Source organism: Mycobacterium sp. WUMAC-067, assembly GCF_020217485.1.
Classification (GTDB): domain Bacteria; phylum Actinomycetota; class Actinomycetes; order Mycobacteriales; family Mycobacteriaceae; genus Mycobacterium.
The window spans coordinates 104310-126069 of sequence record NZ_JAEKMI010000006.1 but is presented as its reverse complement, the minus strand read 5'-3'; the positions used below and the strand labels follow the sequence as shown (position 1 = coordinate 126069).

25 protein-coding genes are annotated in these 21760 nt (G+C 68.2%); 14 read left to right on the top strand and 11 right to left on the bottom strand.

The annotated features are described in order from the left end of the window. Positions 1-3: 3 nt before the first annotated feature. Both JF781_RS06170 and JF781_RS06165 read right to left on the bottom strand, forming a co-directional pair. Positions 4-1332 (bottom strand): MFS transporter, encoded by a 1329-nt coding sequence (locus JF781_RS06170; RefSeq protein WP_225327787.1) that lies wholly within the window; start codon positions 1330-1332, stop codon positions 4-6. Positions 1333-1631: 299 nt separating this feature from the next. Then, complete coding sequence (locus JF781_RS06165) at positions 1632-2204, bottom strand: hemerythrin domain-containing protein (RefSeq protein WP_225327788.1); 573 nt, start codon at positions 2202-2204, stop codon at positions 1632-1634. Positions 2205-2545: 341 nt separating this feature from the next. On the opposite strand from JF781_RS06165, the gene JF781_RS06160 reads away from it, so the two are divergent. The 3 genes from JF781_RS06160 (at position 2546) to JF781_RS06150 (ending at position 4501) form a co-directional block, all read left to right on the top strand. Continuing rightward, the gene (locus JF781_RS06160) at positions 2546-3430 is read left to right on the top strand and encodes a cyclopropane mycolic acid synthase family methyltransferase (protein ID WP_225327789.1); all 885 of its coding nucleotides are present in this window, start codon (positions 2546-2548) and stop codon (positions 3428-3430) included. A gap of 131 nt (positions 3431-3561) precedes the next feature. Beyond that, positions 3562-4077 (top strand): hypothetical protein, encoded by a 516-nt coding sequence (locus JF781_RS06155; RefSeq protein ID WP_225327790.1) that lies wholly within the window; start codon positions 3562-3564, stop codon positions 4075-4077. A gap of 70 nt (positions 4078-4147) precedes the next feature. Further along, entirely contained in the window at positions 4148-4501 is a 354-nt protein-coding gene (locus JF781_RS06150; RefSeq protein WP_225327791.1) for a VOC family protein, read from the top strand. A gap of 7 nt (positions 4502-4508) precedes the next feature. On the opposite strand, the gene JF781_RS06145 is transcribed toward JF781_RS06150, so the two are convergent. Together JF781_RS06145 and JF781_RS06140 are read right to left on the bottom strand one after the other, a co-directional pair. Next, complete coding sequence (locus tag JF781_RS06145) at positions 4509-4775, bottom strand: YdeI/OmpD-associated family protein (RefSeq protein ID WP_225327792.1); 267 nt, start codon at positions 4773-4775, stop codon at positions 4509-4511. Beyond that, positions 4772-5665 carry a hypothetical protein gene (locus JF781_RS06140; RefSeq protein ID WP_225327793.1) on the bottom strand — a complete coding sequence of 298 codons (894 nt, stop codon included), beginning with the start codon at positions 5663-5665 and terminating at the stop codon, positions 4772-4774. Before JF781_RS06140 ends, JF781_RS06145 begins: the two co-directional genes overlap by 4 nt. A gap of 72 nt (positions 5666-5737) precedes the next feature. Between JF781_RS06140 and JF781_RS06135 the strand changes: the two genes are divergently transcribed. After that, entirely contained in the window at positions 5738-6457 is a 720-nt protein-coding gene (locus JF781_RS06135; RefSeq protein WP_225327794.1) for a CoA pyrophosphatase, read from the top strand. Between the two features lie 35 nt (positions 6458-6492). Here the strand turns inward: JF781_RS06135 and JF781_RS06130 are convergent, their stop codons facing one another. Beyond that, a complete protein-coding gene (locus JF781_RS06130) occupies positions 6493-7248 on the bottom strand; it encodes a haloacid dehalogenase type II (RefSeq protein WP_225327795.1) in 756 nt (251 codons plus the stop codon). 120 nt (positions 7249-7368) lie between these two features. Here JF781_RS06130 and JF781_RS06125 point away from each other — a divergent pair, with 120 nt between their 5' ends. Continuing rightward, positions 7369-8259: an SAM-dependent methyltransferase gene (locus JF781_RS06125; RefSeq protein WP_225327796.1), complete on the top strand. Its 891-nt coding sequence runs from the start codon at positions 7369-7371 to the stop codon at positions 8257-8259. A gap of 21 nt (positions 8260-8280) precedes the next feature. Here JF781_RS06125 and JF781_RS06120 read toward each other — a convergent pair whose 3' ends face one another. Then, positions 8281-8889 (bottom strand): PadR family transcriptional regulator, encoded by a 609-nt coding sequence (locus JF781_RS06120; RefSeq protein WP_225327797.1) that lies wholly within the window; start codon positions 8887-8889, stop codon positions 8281-8283. Positions 8890-9009: 120 nt separating this feature from the next. Here JF781_RS06120 and JF781_RS06115 point away from each other — a divergent pair, with 120 nt between their 5' ends. Next, entirely contained in the window at positions 9010-9432 is a 423-nt protein-coding gene (locus JF781_RS06115; protein ID WP_225327798.1) for a nuclear transport factor 2 family protein, read from the top strand. Between the two features lie 11 nt (positions 9433-9443). Next, the gene (locus tag JF781_RS06110) at positions 9444-10481 is read left to right on the top strand and encodes an LLM class F420-dependent oxidoreductase (RefSeq protein WP_225327799.1); all 1038 of its coding nucleotides are present in this window, start codon (positions 9444-9446) and stop codon (positions 10479-10481) included. Between the two features lie 23 nt (positions 10482-10504). On the opposite strand, the gene JF781_RS06105 is transcribed toward JF781_RS06110, so the two are convergent. Next, the gene (locus JF781_RS06105) at positions 10505-11722 is read right to left on the bottom strand and encodes an MFS transporter (RefSeq protein ID WP_225327800.1); all 1218 of its coding nucleotides are present in this window, start codon (positions 11720-11722) and stop codon (positions 10505-10507) included. 183 nt (positions 11723-11905) lie between these two features. Between JF781_RS06105 and JF781_RS06100 the strand changes: the two genes are divergently transcribed. Further along, entirely contained in the window at positions 11906-12184 is a 279-nt protein-coding gene (locus JF781_RS06100; protein ID WP_225327801.1) for a hypothetical protein, read from the top strand. A gap of 85 nt (positions 12185-12269) precedes the next feature. On the opposite strand, the gene JF781_RS06095 is transcribed toward JF781_RS06100, so the two are convergent. From JF781_RS06095 to JF781_RS06080, 4 genes are all read right to left on the bottom strand, one after another. Beyond that, on the bottom strand, positions 12270-13217 hold the full coding sequence (locus JF781_RS06095; RefSeq protein WP_225327802.1) for an FAD-binding oxidoreductase: 948 nt from the start codon (positions 13215-13217) through the stop codon (positions 12270-12272). Positions 13218-13234: 17 nt separating this feature from the next. Further along, the gene (locus JF781_RS06090) at positions 13235-14452 is read right to left on the bottom strand and encodes a GNAT family N-acetyltransferase (RefSeq protein WP_225327803.1); all 1218 of its coding nucleotides are present in this window, start codon (positions 14450-14452) and stop codon (positions 13235-13237) included. 68 nt (positions 14453-14520) lie between these two features. Beyond that, entirely contained in the window at positions 14521-15732 is a 1212-nt protein-coding gene (locus JF781_RS06085) for an acyl-CoA dehydrogenase family protein (protein ID WP_225327804.1), read from the bottom strand. Then, positions 15729-16379 (bottom strand): TetR/AcrR family transcriptional regulator, encoded by a 651-nt coding sequence (locus tag JF781_RS06080; RefSeq protein WP_225327805.1) that lies wholly within the window; start codon positions 16377-16379, stop codon positions 15729-15731. The genes JF781_RS06085 and JF781_RS06080 overlap by 4 nt, the downstream gene beginning before the upstream one ends. A gap of 219 nt (positions 16380-16598) precedes the next feature. Here JF781_RS06080 and JF781_RS06075 point away from each other — a divergent pair, with 219 nt between their 5' ends. The 6 genes from JF781_RS06075 (at position 16599) to JF781_RS06050 (ending at position 21671) form a co-directional block, all read left to right on the top strand. Then, the gene (locus JF781_RS06075) at positions 16599-17927 is read left to right on the top strand and encodes a HAMP domain-containing sensor histidine kinase (RefSeq protein WP_225327806.1); all 1329 of its coding nucleotides are present in this window, start codon (positions 16599-16601) and stop codon (positions 17925-17927) included. Positions 17928-18044: 117 nt separating this feature from the next. Continuing rightward, a complete protein-coding gene (locus JF781_RS06070; protein WP_225327807.1) occupies positions 18045-18866 on the top strand; it encodes an enoyl-CoA hydratase/isomerase family protein in 822 nt (273 codons plus the stop codon). After that, the gene (locus JF781_RS06065) at positions 18863-19459 is read left to right on the top strand and encodes a TetR/AcrR family transcriptional regulator (protein WP_225327808.1); all 597 of its coding nucleotides are present in this window, start codon (positions 18863-18865) and stop codon (positions 19457-19459) included. Before JF781_RS06070 ends, JF781_RS06065 begins: the two co-directional genes overlap by 4 nt. Positions 19460-19498: 39 nt before the next feature. Continuing rightward, positions 19499-19897, top strand: coding sequence for a VOC family protein (locus tag JF781_RS06060; protein WP_225327809.1), 399 nt, complete (start codon positions 19499-19501; stop codon positions 19895-19897). Between the two features lie 264 nt (positions 19898-20161). Further along, a complete protein-coding gene (locus JF781_RS06055) occupies positions 20162-20467 on the top strand; it encodes a PE domain-containing protein (RefSeq protein WP_255641170.1) in 306 nt (101 codons plus the stop codon). A 31-nt stretch (positions 20468-20498) separates the two neighbouring features. Next, positions 20499-21671 (top strand): PPE family protein, encoded by a 1173-nt coding sequence (locus tag JF781_RS06050; protein WP_225327810.1) that lies wholly within the window; start codon positions 20499-20501, stop codon positions 21669-21671. Positions 21672-21760 lie beyond the last annotated feature (89 nt).

The window sequence follows — 21760 nt, the reverse complement described above, 5'->3', positions numbered from 1 at the left end:
TCGCTAGCGGACGTCGTCGGCGAGCGCGCGAGCCTCCCGCTCGGTTTCGACCGCGGGCCCCGAGCCCGGCAACGGCTTGCCGGCGACCTCGGGGGTGAACAGCAGGGTGACCGCGCCCACCACGCCTCCGAAGATCAGCATGTAGGCCGGCACCATCACGTTGCCGGTGCCCGATACCAGAGCCTGGGCGATCAGCGGCGTGATGCCGCCGACCAGGGAAATCGAGATGTTGTAGGAGATGGCCAGCGCCCCGTAGCGCACGTTGGTGGGAAACAGCGCCGGCAGCATGGCCGGTCCGGTGCTGTCGAAGCACAGTTCCATCAAGCCGATCAGCAGCACGCCGATGAAGATCACCGGATAAATGCCGCCGAAGCGGATGAGCAGGAACGCCGGGATGGAGGCGACGATCAACAGGCCGCAACCCGTCCACATGATGGGTTTGACGCCGATGCGATCGGACAAGGCGGCGACGAGCACCACGGTGGCCATCAGGATCGCCAACGTGGTCACGATCATGACCAGGCCGGCGGTGTGGCCGACGCGAACGAAGAGCCGCAGGTACGTCGGCAGATATCCGGTGAGCATGAAGTCGGCGACCTGGGAGGTCAGCACCAGCGCCGCGCAGATCAGCATCGGCCGCCACTGCTCGACGATGGTGCGGCGAATCTGTTGCCCGCCTTGGCCGCCCGAGTGCGCGTCGTCGTGGGCGCTCTGGTAGGCCGACGACTCCTCGAGCCGCAGCCGCAGGAACAGCGCGACCAGGCCGAAAGGCAAGCCCAACAGCAGCGGAATCCGCCAGCCGTAGGTCAGCATGGCGTCCTCGGGCAGCCAGGTCTGCAGCCCGGTCACAAGCAGGCCGGCCAGGACGAACCCCACCAGATTGCCCATCGGCAAGAACCCGACCATCATGCCGCGTTTGTGGTCGGGCGCCTGCTCGACGAGATAGGTCATGGCGCCGACGTATTCGCCGCCGGTCGACAGGCCCTGGAATATTCGCGCGAGGACGAGCAGGATCGGCGCCCAGATGCCGATGGTGCTGTAGGTGGGCAGCAGGCCGGTCACGGTCGTGCTCACCGTCATCATCAGGATGGTGACCACCAGGACCCGGTGGCGCCCGATCCGGTCGCCCAGCGGGCCGAAGATGAACCCGCCGAGCGGACGCACGACGAACGCCGCCGCAAGCGTTCCGAAGGTCGCGATGAGGTGGACTCCGCTGACGTTCTTGCCGGGATAGAACACCTGGGCGATCGTGGTCGCGATGTACCCGTAGACCCCGAAGTCGTACCACTCCATGAAGTTCCCGATCGCGGTGCCCATGATGGTTCGGCGCATCGCGGGGTCGGCAACCCTGATTTCTTTACGTGCCCATTTCCTCCGGCGGCGTCGAATAACCATCGAATCAAGACTTACCCACAACTTTCTCAGGGACAACCGGCGGGGTGGGCTTCACGGGCCTGACGTGGGACGACCGACGGCGACCGCGGCGAACCCACGTGCCCGTGCGCGGGTTTGCTCGCGTGCGACAAACGCCAGCTAGAACCGGGTCGCCGGCATTGATGCCGGCGGCGTCGCGGCGCCGCGGGATCCGACGGAGGTTATCCCCGTCACGCTCGCCCGGTCACGCGCGCAGGTCACTGGCCCTTCAGGCTGCCGATGCGCAACGAGAAGTCCGAGGGCTTGGACGGCGGGGCCTCCACCTGCTCGACATAGCGGCGCGGGTCACGGTCCGTGATCGGCAACCCCGCGGTGGTGGGATGCTCGGCCATGAACTCGCTGTACTGGCGCCCCAGCGCTTCGCGAAGGCCGATCGGGGCGTTGCGGCGGAAGTCCGACAGCCCTTCGCGCTCCTCTTCGCCCATGTGATCGTCGTTGGCCTCCCGGGTGCGCCCGACGGCCGCCCACCATTGCTCGCTGCCGAGTTCGGCCGAATCGGCATCGCGCACGCCGTCGCGAATGTCGTTGTGGTCGCCGATGGCGTCGAGCGTCTCGCCTTCGGCGTCGTCACCGCCCCGTTTGAGCAGTTGCGGGTAGAAGATCTTTTCCTCGATGTAGGCGTGCACGTCGAGCTTCTCGGCGAGCGGTCGCCACACCCGTTCGAGCCCGGCGCGGTCGGTGCTCCGCTGTGCCTGCAGGTAATCCAGCCGGGCGAACTGTTCGCGGAACCACTCGTGGTCTTCGAGGATCAACATGGTGATGTCGGCCATTGGCGAGCCTCCGCCTCCGTGACGCCGGCCAGCCGGCTGGGTTGCGCGTTCGACACCATTAAAGAACGCCGGCCCCGGCGTACCCGTTTACGGGGTCGATGTAACGACCCCATCGCCCGCTGCCAGGGTGTGCGCGCCCGAGTTGCTCTGAGCCGCAGGGGATTACCAAATTTGCGCCGACGTCAGCGATCTGGCAGGCTGAGAGCCATTTCGGCGGTACTACGCTGCCCGGGAACTCGCCGCGAGGGCGCGGTGGGCCGGCCCGATACACTGGGGCGTCCGCGCGGCGATCGATTCGATCGCGCCATTGAACCCGATATGAATAAGTCAGAGGTTGTGCCTTGTCCGAAAATCCCGGCGATGCCGTCAGCTTGGAACCGCATTTCGAGGACGTACAAGCGCACTACGACCTGTCCGACGAGTTCTTCGCGCTTTTCCTGGATCCGACGCGGACCTACAGCTGCGCGTACTTCGAGCGCGAGGACATGACGCTGGAAGAGGCGCAGATCGCCAAGGTCGACCTCTCGCTGGGCAAGCTGGGATTGCAGCCGGGCATGACGTTGCTCGACGTCGGGTGTGGCTGGGGCACCACCATCGTCCGCGCCCTCGAGCGGTATGACGTCAACGTCGTCGGGCTCACGTTGAGCCGCAATCAGCAGGCGCACGTGCAGCGCCGCCTTGACGCCCATCCGTCCGCGCGGTCCAAGCGGGTGCTGCTGCAGGGCTGGGAGCAGTTCGATGAAAAAGTCGACCGCATCGTCTCGATCGGCGCCTTCGAGCACTTCGGGCGTGACCGCTACAACGATTTCTTCAAGACGGCCTACGAGGCGCTCCCGGCGGACGGCGTGATGATGCTGCACACCATCATCAAACCCAGCGACGAGGAGTTCGCCGAGCGCGGGCTGCCCATCACCATGACCAAGCTGCGCTTCATGAAATTCATCATGGACGAGATCTTCCCGGGCGGGGACCTTCCGCAGGCCAAGGGCGTCGTGGAGCACGCCCAGCGTGCCGGCTTCGGGGTGAAGCTGGTCCAGCCGCTGCGCCTGCACTACGCCCGCACCCTCGACACCTGGGCGACCGCACTCGAGGCGCGCCGCGACGAGGCCATCGCGATTCAATCCGAAGAGGTCTACGACCGGTACATGAAGTACCTCACGGGCTGCGCGGACCTGTTCCGCGAGGGCTACACCGACGTCGCGCAGTTCACCCTGACCAAGGGCTGACTCCCGCCTCTCTCCTCACCCGTCGGGCACGGCCCGGTTTACCGGCATAGCACGGCGGGTAATTCCACGGCAACAACCTGATTCGGTCGGTGTCGATGTTCCTTCGGCGCAAGCCGCAGGAAGGACGGATCGTGGCAGCCAAACACCGCATGCCGGAGTCTTCGGAGCCAACCCCGACGCGTACCGATGGTGGTCAGCGGCGCGGGCTGTCCGGTGTGGCGAAGGCATGTGAGATCGTGTGCGCTGCACTGTTGTGCGGGGCCTGCCTGACGGCGTTGGTGCTCAACGGGGTTCATGTCGACAAGCGCACCGTGATCGCCGATGTGGGGCCGCCGACCGTCTCGCAGCCGGTAAAGCAGGAGGGCACCGTGATCGCCGTGACGGTGGACTCGGTGACCATGCGCAGCGCCGACGGGTACACCCGGACGTATCGCCTCACCCCGGACACCACCGTCATCTCCCATCGCGGCAGCCAACCGGCCGTCGCGGCACCGCAATTCACCGTCAACGACCGGGTGGTTGTGGTGGGCACCATCGAAGGTGGTTCGGCGCTGGCGACCGCGGTGGCCTACCGCGGCGCGGGGCATGGCGAGGCGCCGCCCATGGATTACGTTGAGGGCCAACCGGTTTCGTCCGACGCCGCGTGAGCTGGTCCTTGACCCTCCCCGGGATGCCTACCCGCCTAGGCTGGTAGCGATCCGGCCATAGGGAGGCACCATGAGCGAGCACGAGGCAAAGATGATCATCCTGTCGACCGACGACTTGGACGAGTCGATCCGGTTCTACAGCGAGACCCTGGGCATGCCGCTGAAGTTTCGCGACGGGGCGCACTTCGCGGCCCTCGATGCGGGACCGGTCACGCTGGCGCTGGCGACCTCGGTGGACCACCCCATCCCCGGGCAGGTCGTCGTCGGCATCAAGACCGCGGACGTCGACGCCGCGGCGAAGGCTGTCGAGGCCAGCCGCGGTGGCATCGTCAAGGGCCCCTACGACGATGCCCACGAGCGACGCGCCGTGGTCTATGACAACAAGGGCAACGGCTTGGTCTTCTACAAACCGCTAGGACGCTAGCGGGCGCCTATTTCCCGGTGCGTTCGCGGTGTTTGCAGCCCGGCCAGCAGCACGGCCGGCGTTTGCCTTCTTCCAGTTCCTCCTTGGTGCGGCGGATGCGGCGCGCCCGGGTGGCGTCCTGCTTGGCATCCTCGACCCAGCAGATGAACTCGTTGCGGGCCAACGGCGTGATGTCGTTCCAGGCGGACAGCGCGGCGGCGTTGGCGATCAACGTCTCGCGCAGGTCGGCGGGCAACTTGTGCACGACCCCGCCGGGCACTCGCTGGGCGCTCATCGGCCCACCAAATGCGCGCCGTCGTCGTGCAATTCGTCGCGACGCAACGTCATCGGGGTCGCGGCGGGGATATCGCCGGCGGCGACCACGGCGCGGGTGATGGGGGATAGCGCCCGGAACAGCCTCTCGACCTCGTCATCGCTGAGCGCGTCGAGCGCCGACAAGGAAAGCGCGTCGGTCCTCGATTCGATGTGGTCCTTCAGTTCGCGCCCCGCGGCGGTCAGTGTTCCGGCATCGTCGAGCAACCCGCGCTCGGCGAGGCGTTGTTCGTGATGACGCCATGCCTCGTCGTCGTAATCGCGGGTGCGGGCGATGTAGTCGCGTGAGACGTTGCCCGCCGCGGCATGTAAGACGTTGGATTCGCGCCCGGAGATGCCGGCCGCGGCCAGCACCGCGACGTGCCCGTCTCCGCGCTGTTCGCGTAACAGCGTCGTAGCGTGCCACAGCGCGGCCAGGGGATCGTCGGGCCAGGGCAGCGCCAGATTCGCGGCGAACAACGGGCGCGCATCGAGCGGCGCGTGGCGCGCCGCCTTCCCGGCGAGTTCGGCTGCCACGCGGACGTTTTCGTCCGGGCTCAGGCCGTAGCGGCGCAGCGCCGCGACCGCGGACTCCTGGCGTGCCTGCAACGCGGCTTGCGGACCCGCGATCTCCCACGCCGCCGGCAGCGCCTTGGCGACCCGTTCGGGTGCGAAGTTGTAGAAGACCGAGGTCACCACCTCCCGCGGCACCGTGCCCAGCGGCGCCGAGCGGGCCGCGAAATAGCCCATCCAGAAACCCCGGTAACCCAACGCGTCCAACGCCGCCCGGGCCTCCGGCGCGAAATACGTCACCGCATGCACCGGCTCGTAGCGATCGAAGAAGCGCCGGGCCAGCAGGGGTTGTCGTCGCATGCTCGCAGTTAACCACTGGTGGCGGGCGGGGACCAAGCACGCCGCCCAAGCGCGGCGGCCTAGTCTCGAGAGGTGACCATCCCCTATGACCAGGTACTACGCGAGCGGATCCGGAACAATCTGGCCGGTCATGAGCGCCGAATCGTGGCCGATCCGGCCAAGCGGCACGCCGCCGTGGCGGTGGTGCTCGTCGACTCCGACGTCGGGGAGGACAGGGTGGATCCGGTACCGGTCGACGACTGGAACGCCGATCGGGGGCTGCCGGCGACCGGCCTCGACGGGCGCATGGTCGACGTGTCGGGCGGTGCGGCGTTCCTGCTGTGCCGCAGGGCTTCTCGACTCACCTCGCACGCCGCGCAGTGGGCGCTTCCCGGTGGCCGCCTCGACCCGGGCGAGACCGCGGTCGAGGCCGCGCTGCGGGAACTGCGTGAGGAGGTCGGCATCGAATTGGCCGAGGCGACCGTGCTTGGTCTGCTCGACGATTACCCGACCCGGTCGGGATATGTCATTACGCCGGTGGTGATTTGGGGAGGGTGCCGCCTGGATCCGCGCCCGTCGCCCGACGAGGTGGTGGCGGTGTACCGGGTGGGCCTGCACCAACTGCAACGTGACGATTCGCCGCGATTCATCGCCATCCCGGAAAGCCCGCGACCGGTCGTGCAGATCCCGCTGGGGGGCGACCTGATCCACGCACCCACCGGGGCGGTGCTCCTGCAGCTGCGGTGGCTGGGGCTGGAAGGCCGCCACGACCCGGTCGACGGCCTGGAACAACCGGTCTTTGCCTGGAAGTAGCCATCGCGCAACCCCTTCGACGGCGCGGCCCTGCCTCACGGTGGGCCGGCGGCGCCGAACAGCGACCGCGCCAGTTCGACCAGCGACGCGCCCGCGACGTCCCAGGCGTCCGAGGGCGCCGGGTCAGCCGCCTGGCCCGGTCCGTACTCCTGCGGGCGCGCGACGAAACCGGTCGCCAGGCCGCTGCTGCGGGCCGCCTCGAGGTCTGCGGTGTGCGCCGCCACCAGCATCACCTCGCCGGGTTCCAGACCCAGCAGACGCGCGGGCGTGTGGTACGCGCGGGCGTCGGGCTTGTAGGCCCTGCTGACATCGGAACCGAGTACCACGTCCCACGGCAGGCCCGCGTACTTCGCCATCTCGACCAGCAGTCCGGTGTTGCCGTTGGACAGCGGCCCGACAATCACGTGCCGCCTCATGGCCTCGATGCCCTCGACGCTGTCCGGCCACGGTGGCAGCCAGCGCCACGAGCGTGCCAGCGCCTCCACTTCGTCGCCGGGCAGCGCGTCGGCGCTGATGCCGAACCTCTCGAGCGATGCGACGAGGTTCTCTCGATGCAGAACGTCCAGCGACACGAACTCCCGCCGGCCCGAACGGATTTCGGACATCGAGGGCAGGTATCGGCTCCGCCATTCCAACGCGAACGCGTCCGGGTCGAGGCTGATGTGCCGGCGGTGCGCGAAACGCCGCACCGAGGCGGCGATCCCGGAGCGCCAGTCGACGACCGTTCCGAACGTATCGAACAGAACGGCACGCACTGCCCGGCCGGTCGAGGGCGAGCGGTAATCGGTCATTCCTCAGGCTAACGCCGGGATCGTCAGCGGCGATGCGCCCGGCCGAGCCGCGGCGTACAGTATCGTTAGTTGTGCGAACGAATCTTTTATGTCCTGATCGATGATTGAGGGGAGCCCGTTGTGGCCCGTAGCGCCGGCGATACCTGGGATATCGTGACAAGTGTCGGTTTCACCGCCTTGGCGGTGTGTGCGGCGCGGGCCCTCGACGCCGGGCTGCAGCCGCCGTTGGCGAACGACGACTTCGCCGCCGGCTTCGTCGCCGCCTCCGGTGAGCCGAATCTGATTGCGGCCGTTGACAACGCCGACATGAGTAGCGCCGCGGCCTTCAACGCGCAGTGGGTGGGGGTGCGGACGCGGTTCTTCGACGAGTTTTTCGTTCACGCCGGGCGGTCGGGGACGAGCCAGGCGGTGATCCTGGCGGCCGGATTGGACTCCCGGGCGTACCGTCTGGAATGGCCCGCGGGTCATACGGTGTTCGAAGTCGATCAGCCTCGGGTGCTCGACTTCAAGCAACGGGTCCTCGACCGGCAGGGCGCCGTGCCGTCGACGGGGCGCGTCACGGTGGCCACCGACTTGCGGGACGACTGGGCGGGCGAGCTGATCGCGGCCGGCTTCGACCCCGGCCGACCGACGGCGTGGGCGCTCGAGGGCCTGCTGCCGTATTTGCCTGGGGCGGCCCAGGATGCGCTGTTCGAAAAGCTGCACGAGTTGTCGGCGCCCGGGAGCCACATAGCCGCCGAGCTCGGTCCGGCGCCGGGCGAAGTCCAGGAATTCGCCAACAACGTCCCCACCATCAGCCAAGGCACCGGTCAGCCACCGGTCGCCGACCTGTGGTATGACGATGCCCGCACGGACTCCAAGGAGTTTCTGGCCCAGCGGCATTGGCGTGCCGCCAGCGTGGACCTGGTCGAAAAGGCGGCCACCGAGTATGGACGGCCGTTCCACGAGCTGCCGGTGGTCTTCGATCGGCTGATGCGCACCAAGTTCTTCACCGCGGTCCGCGAACGCTGAACCTCTTCCCGAGGCCAGGACTCACCGGCGCGTGGCGGCCCGGGCCCGCCGCGAATGCGCGGCCTTTGCCGTGTCGGCCGACGCGCGGCGTTCGATGATGGCCAGGGCGTGCTCGGCCCAGCGAATGTTCTCCTGCTCGAACGAGATTCCGCGGATCAGCGTCAGGTAGGGGCCGATTCGGTCGGCCTGGGCCAGGTACTCGTCTTCGTCGCGGCCGTCCATCATTCGCGCCCGCAACCGTTCGTAGCGTTGCACTTTGGCGCTCGCCCATTGCAGTCGTTCGAGGATGGACTCGCGCACAGCTGCCATGTCGCCGGCGTCGGCGGCCTGAACCTTGACCAGCAGCTCGTCGCGGATCACCGAGGGTTTCGGCGCCTTCGCGGTGAAGTGCCGGATCGCGTCGCGCCCGGCCCCGGTCAGGGAGAACATCCGCTTGTTGGGCCGGCGTTCTTGGCGCACGACCCGCGCTCGGATGAGGCCCTGGTCGGCGAGTCGATCCAGTTCGCGATACAGCTGCTGCGGGGTGGCCGGCCAGAAGTTCGCGACCGACGCGTCGAAACCCTTGGCCAGGTCGTACCCCGACGATTCGCCCTCGAGCAGGGCGGCCAACACCGCGTCACGCAGTGACATCGGCCGATCGTACAACGATGCGACTAGTCAACAAAGTGATTAATCGCACCCTGGACATCCGGCGAGGCGGACCCTAGCGTCAACCTGAATACTCAACAAGTTGACTATGCGAGGTCGCCGATGCACCCGTTCCGCAAGGCCGTCGAAGAGCGCGATGAAGAGGCCCTCCAGGCGATGCTGGCCGACGCGGTGGTGTTCACCAGCCCGGTGGCGTTCAAGCCGTATGTCGGCAAGCCGATCACCGCGGCGATTTTGCGCGGCGTGCTGCGCGTCTTCGAGAACTTCCGCTACATCCGGGAGATTCATGACGCGGGTGGCCGCGACCACGCCCTCGTGTTCGAGACCGGGATTGTGGGGGCGCCCGGAGTGAAGATCACCGGTTGCGACTTCCTGCATTTCAACGACGACGGACTGATCGACGAGTTCATGGTGATGGTGCGGCCGCTGTCGGGCGCGACGGCATTGTCGGAGGCGATGGGGGCCCAGTTCGACCGCATTCAGCGGGAGGCGCTCGAATTGGCCGATCAATCCGGGAACGCGTAGAAGTAATGACCATGCGGATTGGATTGAGCATCAATTATGCGGGCGGTTTCAAGGACGTGGCCGCCGAAGTGGCCGACCTGGAACGCGCCGGACTGGACATTGTTTTTGTCCCCGAAGCGTATTCGTTCGATGCGGTGAGCGCGCTCGGCTATCTGGCGGCCAGCACACAACGGGTCGAGCTGGCGTCGGGCATCCTGCAGCTCTACACCCGGACGCCCACCCTGACCGCGATGACCGCGGCCGGTCTCGATTACGTCTCCGACGGCCGGTTCACCCTCGGCCTGGGCGCGTCCGGCCCGCAGGTCATCGAGGGCTTCCACGGAGTGCCGTACGACGCCCCGATCGGCCGGACGCGCGAAGTCATCGACATCTGTCGCCAGGTGTGGCGACGCGAGACCGTGCAGCACGAGGGGAAGCACTATACGATCCCGCTGCCTCCCGACCGGGGGACCGGGCTCGGCAAGCCCCTCAAGCTGATCAATCGGCCTGTCCGCGAGCGCATTCCGATCTTGGTAGCCGCGTTGGGGCCGAAGAACGTCGAATTGGCGGCGGAGATCGCCGAGGGTTGGCAACCGATCTTCTACCTGCCCGAGAAGGCGCAGGACGTGTGGGGGGCGTCCCTGGCCGCCGGCCGGGCCAAGCGGGACCCCGCCTTGGGCGAGCTCGGCATCTATGCCGGACCCGTACTGGCCATCGGCGAAAACGTCGAGCCGCTAAGGGAATTCGTCAAGCCACACCTGGCGCTGTACATCGGCGGGATGGGCGCCAAGGGCAAGAACTTCTATCACGCCCTTGCGACCAAGTACGGGTACGGCCCGCAGGCCGACCGGATCCAGGAGCTCTATCTGGCCGGTGACAAGGACGGCGCCGCCAAGGTGGTGCCCGATGATCTGGTGCGCGACGTCAACCTGATCGGCACCCGGGAGTTCGTCAAGGAACGCCTGGCCGCCTTCCGTGAGGCGGGGGTGACCACGCTGAACGTGGCGCCCATCGCGTCGACGACGGCCGAGCGGATCAAGCTGATCGAGACGCTGCGCCAACTGCTGTGAGCGCCGACGCTGACGGGTCCGAATCAGTTCTGGCGGTGACTATCTCGTCGTAGCCGCGCCGCCCTGCCGACCGCCGTCGCCAAGGCCAATACCGCCATGGTGGACAGGATCGCCAGCGCGGCGCCAGGGTCGACGGTCGCCAACAACAGCGGCAGGGCGAAGCCGACGTAGGTGACGACGTAGAACACCCCGGTCAGAGCGCCCCGCAGGTGCTGCGGCGCCGCGGCCTCGAGATCGATCAGGCCTTCGCGCAGGCACAGGCCCGACGCGCACCCCAGGATCACCAACAGCGGTAGCCCCAGCACGGGCGTCAGGGTCGGTGGCGCCGTCGCGGCCATCACGTAGCCGAGTGCGGCCAGAACCGCACCGGCGGTGCCGGTCTGTGGGCCCCAGCGGCGCGTGCGGGCCAGCACCTGAACGACCCCGCTGACCCCGTTGACGATCAGGGTGGCCGTGCCCGCCGCGATCGGAGCCGCGAGCGCGGTGTGTAGCCGGGTGGGGATGGTGACGAATCCCAGTGTCGCCGAGGCGTATACCCACGGTGCGAGTGGCATGGCCCAACTCAGGGCCCGCGACACGCCCTGCGTGGCCGGTGCCGCCGGGGCCCTGTCGGCGGCCGGTGCCGGCCCGGTCAGCTCGCCGGGCTCGGCCGCGACGATGACGGCACACGACGCCAGCACCACAATGGCGGCGGCGACGGCGAACGACACCCGAATGCCGGAGTGCCCGGCCCAGGCAAAGCCCCCGCCGGCGAACGGCCCGATGGCGAAGCCGGCGGTGAGCACCGCTCCCGCGGTCGCGGCGCCGGCCGGGCCTCTCAGATCGGAAGCCCACGCGGTGCAGGAGCTGATGGCGAGGCCCACACCGAGCCCGACGACCAGGCGGCCCGACAGCAGCGCGCCGGTGTGCTGGGACAGCAGCATCGCCACCGTCCCCGCCACGGCGGCGGCCGCCCCCGCCAGCGCCACCGGGCGACGGCCCCACGCGTCCGACGTGCGGCCGCCGATCAGCAATCCGGGGAGCAACCCGAGCGCGTAGATGCCGAAGATGCCGTCGAGGGTGGCGGCGCTGAGGTGTTCGTGCTCGCTGATCACCGGCATCAACCCGACGAAGTGATTGGCGACCCATCCCGTCGCCAGCAGCAGGGCCAACACGCTGATGAACAGGGCCCGGGCGGGGGCGGCTTCCCGGCCCGGACGCAGTCGGCGGTTGCGGCCGCTGCGCACGCTCGACGAGATCACCGGTCTTCTCCCCCTCCAACGTGCGCGCGCCCGACGATCGTAGAACGCGACGCCACCCGGGTGGTTATTCCCGGTGGACGCGATCACGCCTCCGCCGCGGGCCCGGACTTCGCGGTGTGAAGGGGTTTGAAATCAGCGGATTTGGTGTACTGATACCACTACTCGCACCCAGGAAGGCACACGATGAAGTACATTGCGGCAGCCACGATCGCGATCTCCGCCTTGTTGTCCGGCGCATGTTCGGCCTCACAGGTCATCAACACCGGCGGCGACACAAAGTGCAAAGACTTCACCACGCAGGACGAGAAGAAGCAGAACGACGAAGTCAGCAAGATGCTCAAGGACAAGAGCGGCGCCGACCCGAGCAATGTGGAGATTTCCGCAACGCGGCTGTCGGTGACGACGTACTGCCAGACGCTCGGAAAGCCGGACACCAAGATCTCCGAGGCGCCGCACGGCTGACCGGCCCGACCGCCGGTCTGGGTTCCATTGCCGCTCTTACGGTTTGGAGTCCACAGATGCCAAGGCCCGCAGGGTTGCCGCCGGACTAATCCAGCAGCAACTCCGCGGGCACCTCGTCAGTCAACACGGCCCGCGCCAGCAGTTCACCGAGCAGCGGACCGAATTTCATCAGGTTGCTGCCGACGAACGCCAGCACGCGCCCACGCCGCGCCACGGTCCAGCCGTCGCCGCCCGAATCAAGCCACGGGGCACGGACACTGACGCAGTCCACCTGGTCGACCGGCGAAAGCGACGGGAACAGCGCGCGCACGGTCGCGGGGTCCGCCACCTCCTGGCCGAACGCCCACCGGCCCGTACTGCCGAGCGGCAATCCGTAGCCCTCGGGCGCGGACAGGCACGCCGCGCCGGTCGCGTCCGCGCCGCGATAGGTGAACCGTGTGTGCGGGACGAAGTCAACCCCGAGGGGGCCGAACAGGTCTGGGGTGTGCGCGCCCGCGCAGATCAGCACCCGGTCACCGCGCAGCACGGTGCCGTCGGTGAGCGTCGTCGCGCCGTCGTCGGCCACCGACTGCGCCTCCGCGTTCCGGATGGTGACGCGGTGCGCCAACGCGCCCAGGGCGCGGCGGATGCGCAGGCTGCCGCCCAGCGGATCGAAAACCCCTGTCTCCCAAGGCACCACCGCGAAGGGAAGCCGTGCCGCGATTTCGGCCCGGTCGAGCCGGGAGAACCGCGCGCCGGCCGACGTCATGGCCGCCGCGATCTCGTCGCGGGAGCCGGCGGCGATGAAGCCCTCGGAGCCCAGCAGTCGCCCCGCGCCGAACTCGGATTCCCAACGTTGCCAGCCCGCCCGGGCCGCCAGCGCCAACCGGCACAGCGCCGGACGTCGATGCGCGACCCGGAATATCCGCGCCAGCCCGGCGGATTGCTCCCCGAAGGGACGCCCGCGCTCCAGCACGATCACGTCGTGACCCTGCCGAGAGAGCTCGTAGGCCGCCGCGAGACCACATATCCCCGCGCCGATGACGACGATCATGCGTTTCACTCTCGCCCTCAGAAGTAGAACCCGGCGTGGGGCGCCTCGGGCACGGCGAACAGTCGATCGGCCACCGCCAGCGCCGCCGGATCGTCGGTGCGGGCCAGCCCGGCCGCGGCGAGCTCGCGCCACGTGGCCCCGCCCAGCAGGACGGCGGCGAGCCCCTCGACGTCGACGGTGAGGTCGGGTTGCCGGTCGGTGACCGCCGCGCCGCCGCCCGCGATGGCGAACCGCGCCGAATTGGCCGGTAGCAGAGGGTCATTGACCGCGATGCTGACCGCGCCGTCGCCGCCGTAGCCACGGGCGGTCAGCGCCGCCTCCGCATCGATGATGCGCAGCCAGGTTTCGTCGTGCACGGCGGTGACCCGCACGGCGCGCCGGTCGTCGAGGAGCCACGGCAGCGGATCGTCGAGCGGCAGCATCCAAAACAGCACGCGGTCAACCAGATCGAGTCCGAGCAGGAATCGCAGCAGCCCGAGGTAGGCCTCGGTGGTGGGCGCGAAGAAATCCTCGACCACGATGGTGCGCTGGTCGCTGACAAACCACCGCTCGGTGTCGATCGGGCGGTACCGGACGAAGCCGGATTCGGATCCCGGCTCGCCGTGCACCGCGACATACGCGGCCCCAGCGGTGGATTCGGTGCGCAGCCGCACGCCCTGCCACCACGCCGGCGGGCGGTCGATGGTTCCCGGACGAGCGGGACGGTTCTCGGCGTAGATGCGGGGCAGCACGTCCCACACCTGCGCGGTGTCGAGCAAGCGCACCCGACCGCCCGTCCCGACATCGCGCCGCAGCGCCGCCCGCGCGGTCTGGACCTCGACCGACTGCGACGAGCTCGCGACGCCGTAGCCGTAGCGTCCGTAGATCGTCGCCTCCGAGGCCCGCAGCGTCGCCACCACCTCACCGCGCGCCGCGAAGTCGCCCAACTGGTGACGTATCAGCTCGGTGGCGATGCCACGCCGGGTGTGCGACGGCAGCACCCCGATGTGGGTCACGGCGGCGTGCCCCACGATCGCCGGGCCGGGCAGCGTCAACCAACTCGTCACGGCGTCGGCGGTGCCGACAAGCTGGCCGTCGGCGAATGCCCCGACGGTGCGGCCCGCCTCGAGCAGCGTGGTGATCTGGCCGGGCGCGAGACCCGCAAGCGGGGGAAACCCGACCATGGCGGTGCGAAACACGTTCGCGGCGGCGATGAGGTCGTCCTCGCTGTCGAGCACCCGGATCTCGGTAGCCATGCCGCCATCATGTCGCGTGCCCCACCCGGCGCGGGCCGCGGGCCGCGCGGCGCGTCACACGGCGGCCGTCACCGGATAGGCAACCCGGTCAGCGCCCGGGAGACCACCAGGCGCTGGATCTCGCTGGTGCCCTCGAAGATGGTGAAGATCTTCGCGTCGCGGTGCATCCGCTCGACGGGATAGTCGCGGGTGTACCCGTTGCCGCCCAAGATCTGGATCGCCTCATCGGTGACGTAGACCGCGGTCTCGCTGGCCACCAGCTTGGCCATCGACCCCTCCGCGGAGTCGAAGGATTGGTTGTTGCGGGCCATCCATCCCGCGCGCCACACCAGCAGCCGGGCGGCGTCGATGCGGCACTTCATGTCCGCCAGCTTGAAGGCCACGGCCTGGAATTCGCCGATCTTGCGGCCGAATTGCTCACGCTGGCAGGCATATTCGAGCGCGTACTCGTAGGCGGCCCGGGCCACGCCGACGGCCATCGCGCCGACGGTGGGCCGGGTGCGCTCGAACGTCTTCATCGCGGCCTGCCCGCGGGCGGACGCACCCGATTTGACGCGGGCGATGCGCGCCTCGAACTTCTCCCGGCCCCCGAGGATGTGGTCCTCGGGCAGCCGGACGTTGTCGAGCACCACCTCGGCGGTGTGGGAGGCGCGGATCCCGTGCTTTTTGGATTTCTGGCCCTGCGCCAGGCCCTTGACGCCCGCCGGGATGACGAAGGTCGCTTGCCCGCGCGTGCCGAGCTCGGGGTAGACCGACGCCACCACGATGTGCACGTTGGCGATGCCGCCGTTGGTCGCCCAGGTCTTGGTGCCGTTGAGGACCCACTCGCCGGTCGCCTCGTCGTAGCGCGCCCGCGTCCGGATGGCGCCGACGTCGGAACCCGCGTCCGGCTCGGACGAACAGAACGCGCCTAACTTGGGTTCGTCAGCGGTGCCGAACATCTCGGGCAACCAGCGGCCCAGCTGTTCTGGAGTGCCGTTGCCCGCCAGTGCCGCGGCGGCGAGGCCCGTGCCCATGATGGACAGGGCGATACCCGCGTCGCCCCAGAACAATTCCTCGAACACCGTCAGCATGCCCAGGCCCGTCGGCTCGGCCGCCTGCTGGGCGAACAGGTCGGGGGAGTACAGCCCGACCTTGGCGGCCTCCTGGATCACCGGCCACGGTGTTTCCTCGCGCTCGTCCCATTCCGCGGCGGCGGGCCGGACGACGTCGGCGGCGAACTGGTGCACCCAGTCGCGGACTTCGATCACGTCGTCGGACAGTTGTAGTGAAAACGTCACAGCTGGTCTCCTGAATCATTGGTGTGCAAAGGATTTCGGGGATTGGCGTACTGGGCCAGGACGCTGACCGTCTGGTTGACCCACGCCTCGAAATACCGTTCTTCGTCGGTGTTTCCCGGCAGGCGGCCGGTGAGCGCTTGCAGCGTCGCCGCGTAGGACAGCGAGCCGATCGCGACGGCCGCGGCCGCTTCGGGGTCGGGGATGCTGGTGCGGCCGGAGCGATTCGACGCGGCCAGTTCATCGGCGAAGCGCTGGTAGGCGTTGTCGGTGATGACCTGCCACGTCTTCTCGTCGAGGTCGCCGAGCTCGTCGGGCTCGCGCAGCATGACCTTGAGCAGATCCTCGCTGTGTTTGAGGTTGCTCCAGATCAGCTGGCCGGCGGTGCGCACCGCTTGCTCGACGCTGCCCGGCTGTCCCGCGTCGTACTGCTCTCGCGCGGCCACGATGCTGTCGATCCGGTGCGCGACCGCGGCCTCGAGCAACTCGCGTTTGGAGCCGAAGTGCTTGTAGAGCGCGCCCGAGCCGGGCGCCAGCCCCGATTCGCGCTGGATGTCGGCCACCGACGTGGCCGCGTATCCCTTGGCGGCGAACAGCCGCAACGCCGCGGAAAGCAGGCGGTCACGCCCTCGACCCGGCCCAGTCAGCACGGTGAGAGAGTACTCACTCACCACGCGGCGAGCAAAACGATGGTCGGTCCCCGATAGGTGACGCGCAGGGCGGCGCCGCGATTAGCGGTAAATTCTTGCGAAACGCCCTCGCGCTTGAACGTGCCGAACCCCTGCCGCTGTGAGGGTTGTACTCAGGCTGGTCGTCACGAACCCACAAAGGAGCCCGACATCCGCGTCTTCCCGCATGTACAGCTGCCGATGCGGGTGCTGTCGCTGCGCACCATCCTCATCGTCGCCGCCATATCGGTGATGACGCTGGTCGTCCTGCTGGGCACCTGGGTGTGGGTGGGCGTCACCAATGACCAGTACAGCCAGCTCGATCGCCGGCTGGATTCGGTCAGCAGCCTGGGAGACATCAGCAGCCTGCTCAACACCGCGCCGCCCGCCACCCCCGACCGGCACATGCCGGACGGCAACCTGGTGCGCACCGCGCGCATCGGCGGGGTGACCGTGTCGGCGCCCAGCAACATCGTGTTGCCGCAACTCCCGGACGGCTATGCCAACACGACCATCAACGGGGTGCAGTACCGCGTTCGCACGTTCACCGCGGGTCCCGCCTCGATCGCGCTGGCCGCGCCGCTGGCCGAGGCCCAGCACCGGATCAACGAACTGCACCTGCGGGTGTTGCTGATCTGCGCCAGCGTGATCGGCGGCACGGTCGTGGTGGGCTGGGTGATCTCGCTGATCATGGTCAATCCGTTCCTGCTGCTGGCGCAGCAGGCCCGCGCGATCAACGCCCAGTCCAGCCCCGACGAGGTCCAGGTGCGCGGCGTGCGCGAGGCGGTGGAGATCGCCGAGGCGGTGGAGGGAATGCTGGCCCGCATCGGCAAGGAACAGCAGCGCACCAAGGCTGCGCTCGAGTCGGCGCGCGACTTCGCCGCCGTCGCCTCGCACGAGCTGCGCACGCCGTTGACGGCCATGCGCACCAACCTCGAGGTGTTGTCCACCTTGGACCTGCCGCCCGAGCAGCGGCACGAGGTCATCGGCGACGTCATCCGCACCCAGAGCCGCATCGAAGGGACGCTGACCGCGCTGGAGCGGCTGGCCCAGGGCGAGCTGACCACCGTCGACGATTTCGTCCCCTTCGACATCACCGAGCTTCTCGACCGTGCCGCACACGACGCGCTGCGCATCTACCCCGACGTCGAGGTGTCGCTGGTGCCGTCGCCGACGGTGCTGATGGTCGGGCTCCCCACCGGCCTGCGGCTGGTGATCGACAACGCCATCGCCAACGCCGTCAAGCACGGCAACGCCGGCAAGATCCAGCTGACCGTCAGCAGTTCCGGCGAGGGCGTGGAGATCGCGATCGACGACGACGGCACCGGGGTCCCGGAATCCGAACGTGCCACGGTGTTCGAGCGCTTCGCCCGCGGATCGACGGCCTCGCGTTCGGGGTCGGGGCTGGGTCTGGCGCTGGTCGCCCAGCAGGCCGAATTGCACGGCGGCACAGCGGCATTGCAGACCAGCCCCCTCGGGGGAACTCGACTCCTATTGCGGCTGGCCGGCGACGGGCGTGGCCCCGCGTAGCTGCCGGCCACGCGACAAATCGACGCGAGAGTCGTTGGGGTGCCTGCTGAGCCCTTGCGTTAGTAGATCGATCTATATAATCTTGTGACGTCACGCCGAACGGATGCGGAGGCTTCCATGAACGTCAGCGCTGAGCATGTTCGGTATCAGAAGCGGGGTCGGGTGGCGACGATCACCTTGGACCGGCGAAGCGCGCGCAACGCGATCGATCCTGAGATGGATCAGCGGCTGCGCGAAATCTGGGCGGAGTTCCGCGACGACGACGGTGTCGACGTCGCGATATTGACGGGGACAGGGAATGCATTTTGCGCCGGCGCCGACCGCAACACATGGTTCACCCAGTGGCTCGACGCCGATGCGGCCGTGGTGCGGCGGAACGCCAAAGGGGTTGGCTTCGGCGGGATTACGCGCGGGCTACACCGCATTGCCAAGCCGGTGCTCGCGGCGGTCAACGGCTGGGCGCTGGGCGCCGGCCTCGAATTAGCGCTGGCGTGCGATATCCGCATCGCCTCTGACAGGGCGATGTTCGGTGCGCCATTGGTGGGCTTGGGCTTTCATCACGGCGACGGGGGAATCTCACGGCTTGTCGATACCTGTGGGCTCGCAGTCGCTCTGGATCTGGAGCTCAGCGGTGAACCGATCGACGCGCAACGTGCCTTGCAGGTCAACCTCGTCACCCGGGTGGTCGCCCAAGACGGTTTGATGAGTTCCGCCTATGCCCTCGCCGATCGCATTGCCGCGCACGAACAGTCCGCGGTTCGGTCAGCCAAAGAGACGGTGCTCGATGTCATCGGGCGCCCGCTGGACGATCAACTCGAGCGTGAGGCGATGAACGCCTACTCCATCGATCGTCAACGCGCCCGGCGAATCGTAGACGCCCTCCCGCTGGGTTCCGCGGCCGGCGGTGTGGCGACCGCCCGGTCGGAGACCTCCTCATGACAACGCCGACGCGCGATCGCTTTCTGACCGCGGCGACCGGACTGTTTCGGCGCCAGGGCTATTCAGGCACCGGCCTCAAGCAGATCGTCGCCGAAAGCCGGGCCCCGTTGGGTTCGCTGTATCACTTCTTCCCCGGCGGTAAACAAGACCTGGCTGTGCAGGCCATCTCCCAGACCGCCGAGCGCTACCAGCAGTTGCTCGACCGGGTGTTTTCAGAGTCGGCCGACATCGGTCAGGCCGCCGTCAAATGGTTCAACTGGGCCGCGCGCGCCCTGGAGGAAACCGATTTCGCAGACGGCTGCCCGATCGGCACGCTGGCATGTGAGATCGCCAGCAGCAACGAAGCCCTGCGTGAAGCGAGCCATGTGGTGTTCGATTCCTGGGAGTCACGGGTGGCCGCCCAGCTGATTGACGCCGGCGTCTCGAGCGCCCGTGCCCGCCGACTCGCGACGTTCGCGGTGGCCAGTCTGGAAGGGGCGATCATGCTCGGCCGGGTGCAACGGAGCACCCGGCCGCTTCGGGACACGGGTCGCGTCGTTGCCGAAACGCTCCGTACGGCAACCGGCCTTCCTCGAGACGAGGCAATTTCATGAACCGCAGCGCCCTGCGGTGTCGGCGGCGAGGCTAACGCGATGCTGGGCCACCTCGGCATCAACGTGCCGGATCTGCCGGCCGCCAAACGGTTTTACGACGCCCTGATGCCGTTAGTCGGATTCGAGCCGTTCTTTGCGGCCGAAGACGAATTTTCGTACAAGCCCGCCGGAAACAAGCCGGGCACCTACCTGTTCTTCTATCCTACGGACGAGCCGGGCGAGTACTCCGCGCACCGGACGGGTCTGCAACACCTGGCCTTCATGGTGCGGCGCCGATCATCGGTGCGCGCGGTACACGATCATGTTGTTCGAAACGGTGGCACCGTCATCCACCCGCCGCGCCATTTCCCGCAATATCCCGGCCATTATTACGCCACCTTTTGGTATGACCCGTTCGGCATCAAACTCGAAGCGGTATGCCATCACGACCGCGACTAGGCAAACGTGCTCGAACAGTGGCTATCGCGGGCCAACTGCGGCGCTTTTGTGGCTGCCGGGTCTTGAGTGGCGATTGAGGTTTATCAGCGACACCTTCTGGGGAAATCACCAGTTTCGCGCTTGGGACCAGCATTAATTACCGAAAACCAGGGCCGCGCATCCGGCCGATAGGGACCGAATACAAGATCAACGAAACCGCACTACACTAAGGCCCCAAGTAGGCCCCAAGCACGTGGCTTTGGCGTTGAGCGTTCGGAGGGAATCATGGTTGTTTCGGTGCAGTCAGAGGCGGTTCTGGCGTCGGCAGCCGCGGAGTCGGCGATCAGCGCGGAGACCGAGTCGGCGGCCTCGGCGGCGTCGCCGGTCCTGCTGGGAGTGCTGCCGATGGGCGGCGACCCCGACTCGGCGATGTTCGCGGCGGCATTGAACGCGTGCGGCGCGAGCTACCTGGGCGTGGTGTCCGAGCACGCCGCCCAGCGCGGCTTGTTCTCCGGCACGCAGACCCTCGCCTCGGGCACCTACGTGGTCACCGAGCTCATGCGCAGCCTGACGCTGGCTATCGGCGCTTAGTCGCTGGCGACGTTCAAAGGGGGAAGTGCGCATGGCCGATCCTGGGTGGGCTGCGCGTACGCCTGAGGAAAACGACCTGCTGCTCAAGGCGGGTGCGGGCGTCGTCACTCATTTGGCGAATCAGGCCGCCTGGACCGCGCTGGCGGCGACCCATCACGGCTCCAGCATTGCCTCGACGATCAACACCGTCGCGACCTCGGCGAGCTGGACGGGCGCCGGTTCGTTGGCCTCGGCGGCCAACGCCACCGCGCTGAACGCGTCGCTGCACGGGCTTGCCGGCTGGGTCGATGTCAAGCCGGCGGTGGTTTCGACCGCGGTCTCGGCGTATCAGATGGCGTACGGCTCGATGCGTCCCGCGCCCGAGTGCATCGAAAACCGCACCGAGACCGCGACCGACTACGGCATCAACCCGCTGGTACTGGGCGCGTTGACCCCACGGATCACGTCGCTCGAGCTCGAGTACTTCGGGTCGATGTGGCCGAACAACTCCGCGGTCGGGGCCAGCTACGGATCGATCCTCACGGCCCTGTCCTCGAGCCTGACCATTCCGCCGCCGATCGCCACCATGGGCGCCTCGCCGGCGGCGCCGGCGCAGGCCGCGGCGGCGGTGGGCGAGTCCGCCGCGCAAATGGGCGCCGGCGACGGCATGCGCGCCGCCATGCAGGGCGCCCAGACGGGGACGCAGGGCGCGGGGCAGGCGACCTCGGGCGCCCAGGACTTCATGGGTCAGGCCGGCACGTTCATGCAGCCCGTGCAACAGATGATGGGCGCGGCCCCCCAGATGATGCAGGCTCCCATGCAGGCGATGCAGGCGCCGATGCAGATGATGCAGCCGCTGATGGGCATGTTCGCCAATCCCGGCGCCATGGGCATGGGCGGGGCGACGCCCGCCGTCTCGGCGGTGTCGGCCACCGGGCTTTCGGCAGCGGAAGCCGGCGGGGGCGCGTCCCTGGGCAGCGCGGGCGTCCCCGCGAGCAGTTTCACCCGTCCGGTCAGCGCCTTCGAGCCCGCCACCAGTGGCCGGCCGGTGGGGCTGCGGCCGGCCGGGGCATTAGGCGCCGAGGCCATGCGACCGCAGACCACGACGATGGGTGGTGCCCCGATGGGCGGTATGCCCGTGGGGCACGGGGCGGGAGGCGACCGCGGATCCCGTGACAAAGCCGAACAGCCCGCGACCGTGCGGGTTGTCGACGCGAGAGTCTGAAGCACACCCCCTGGTGAAAGGTGAATCGACAGGTCCAAACAGCCGCCATACACTTCGCTTCATGCCCTTACGGGGGGCGGCCAACCGCA

Bases quoted from the DNA above. Each gene is read 5' to 3' on its own strand.
- JF781_RS06170 (WP_225327787.1), bottom strand. From the start codon at position 1,332: ATGCGCCGAACCATCATGGGCACCGCGATCGGGAACTTCATGGAGTGG.
- JF781_RS06165 (WP_225327788.1), bottom strand. From the start codon at position 2,204: ATGGCCGACATCACCATGTTGATCCTCGAAGACCACGAGTGGTTCCGC.
- JF781_RS06150 (WP_225327791.1), top strand. From the start codon at position 4,148: ATGAGCGAGCACGAGGCAAAGATGATCATCCTGTCGACCGACGACTTG.
- JF781_RS06145 (WP_225327792.1), bottom strand. From the start codon at position 4,775: ATGAGCGCCCAGCGAGTGCCCGGCGGGGTCGTGCACAAGTTGCCCGCC.
- JF781_RS06140 (WP_225327793.1), bottom strand. From the start codon at position 5,665: ATGCGACGACAACCCCTGCTGGCCCGGCGCTTCTTCGATCGCTACGAG.
- JF781_RS06130 (WP_225327795.1), bottom strand. From the start codon at position 7,248: ATGACCGATTACCGCTCGCCCTCGACCGGCCGGGCAGTGCGTGCCGTT.
- JF781_RS06120 (WP_225327797.1), bottom strand. From the start codon at position 8,889: ATGTCACTGCGTGACGCGGTGTTGGCCGCCCTGCTCGAGGGCGAATCG.
- JF781_RS06115 (WP_225327798.1), top strand. From the start codon at position 9,010: ATGCACCCGTTCCGCAAGGCCGTCGAAGAGCGCGATGAAGAGGCCCTC.
- JF781_RS06110 (WP_225327799.1), top strand. From the start codon at position 9,444: ATGCGGATTGGATTGAGCATCAATTATGCGGGCGGTTTCAAGGACGTG.
- JF781_RS06100 (WP_225327801.1), top strand. From the start codon at position 11,906: ATGAAGTACATTGCGGCAGCCACGATCGCGATCTCCGCCTTGTTGTCC.
- JF781_RS06095 (WP_225327802.1), bottom strand. From the start codon at position 13,217: ATGATCGTCGTCATCGGCGCGGGGATATGTGGTCTCGCGGCGGCCTAC.
- JF781_RS06090 (WP_225327803.1), bottom strand. From the start codon at position 14,452: ATGGCTACCGAGATCCGGGTGCTCGACAGCGAGGACGACCTCATCGCC.
- JF781_RS06075 (WP_225327806.1), top strand. From the start codon at position 16,599: ATGCGGGTGCTGTCGCTGCGCACCATCCTCATCGTCGCCGCCATATCG.
- JF781_RS06070 (WP_225327807.1), top strand. From the start codon at position 18,045: ATGAACGTCAGCGCTGAGCATGTTCGGTATCAGAAGCGGGGTCGGGTG.
- JF781_RS06065 (WP_225327808.1), top strand. From the start codon at position 18,863: ATGACAACGCCGACGCGCGATCGCTTTCTGACCGCGGCGACCGGACTG.
- JF781_RS06060 (WP_225327809.1), top strand. From the start codon at position 19,499: ATGCTGGGCCACCTCGGCATCAACGTGCCGGATCTGCCGGCCGCCAAA.
- JF781_RS06055 (WP_255641170.1), top strand. From the start codon at position 20,162: ATGGTTGTTTCGGTGCAGTCAGAGGCGGTTCTGGCGTCGGCAGCCGCG.
- JF781_RS06050 (WP_225327810.1), top strand. From the start codon at position 20,499: ATGGCCGATCCTGGGTGGGCTGCGCGTACGCCTGAGGAAAACGACCTG.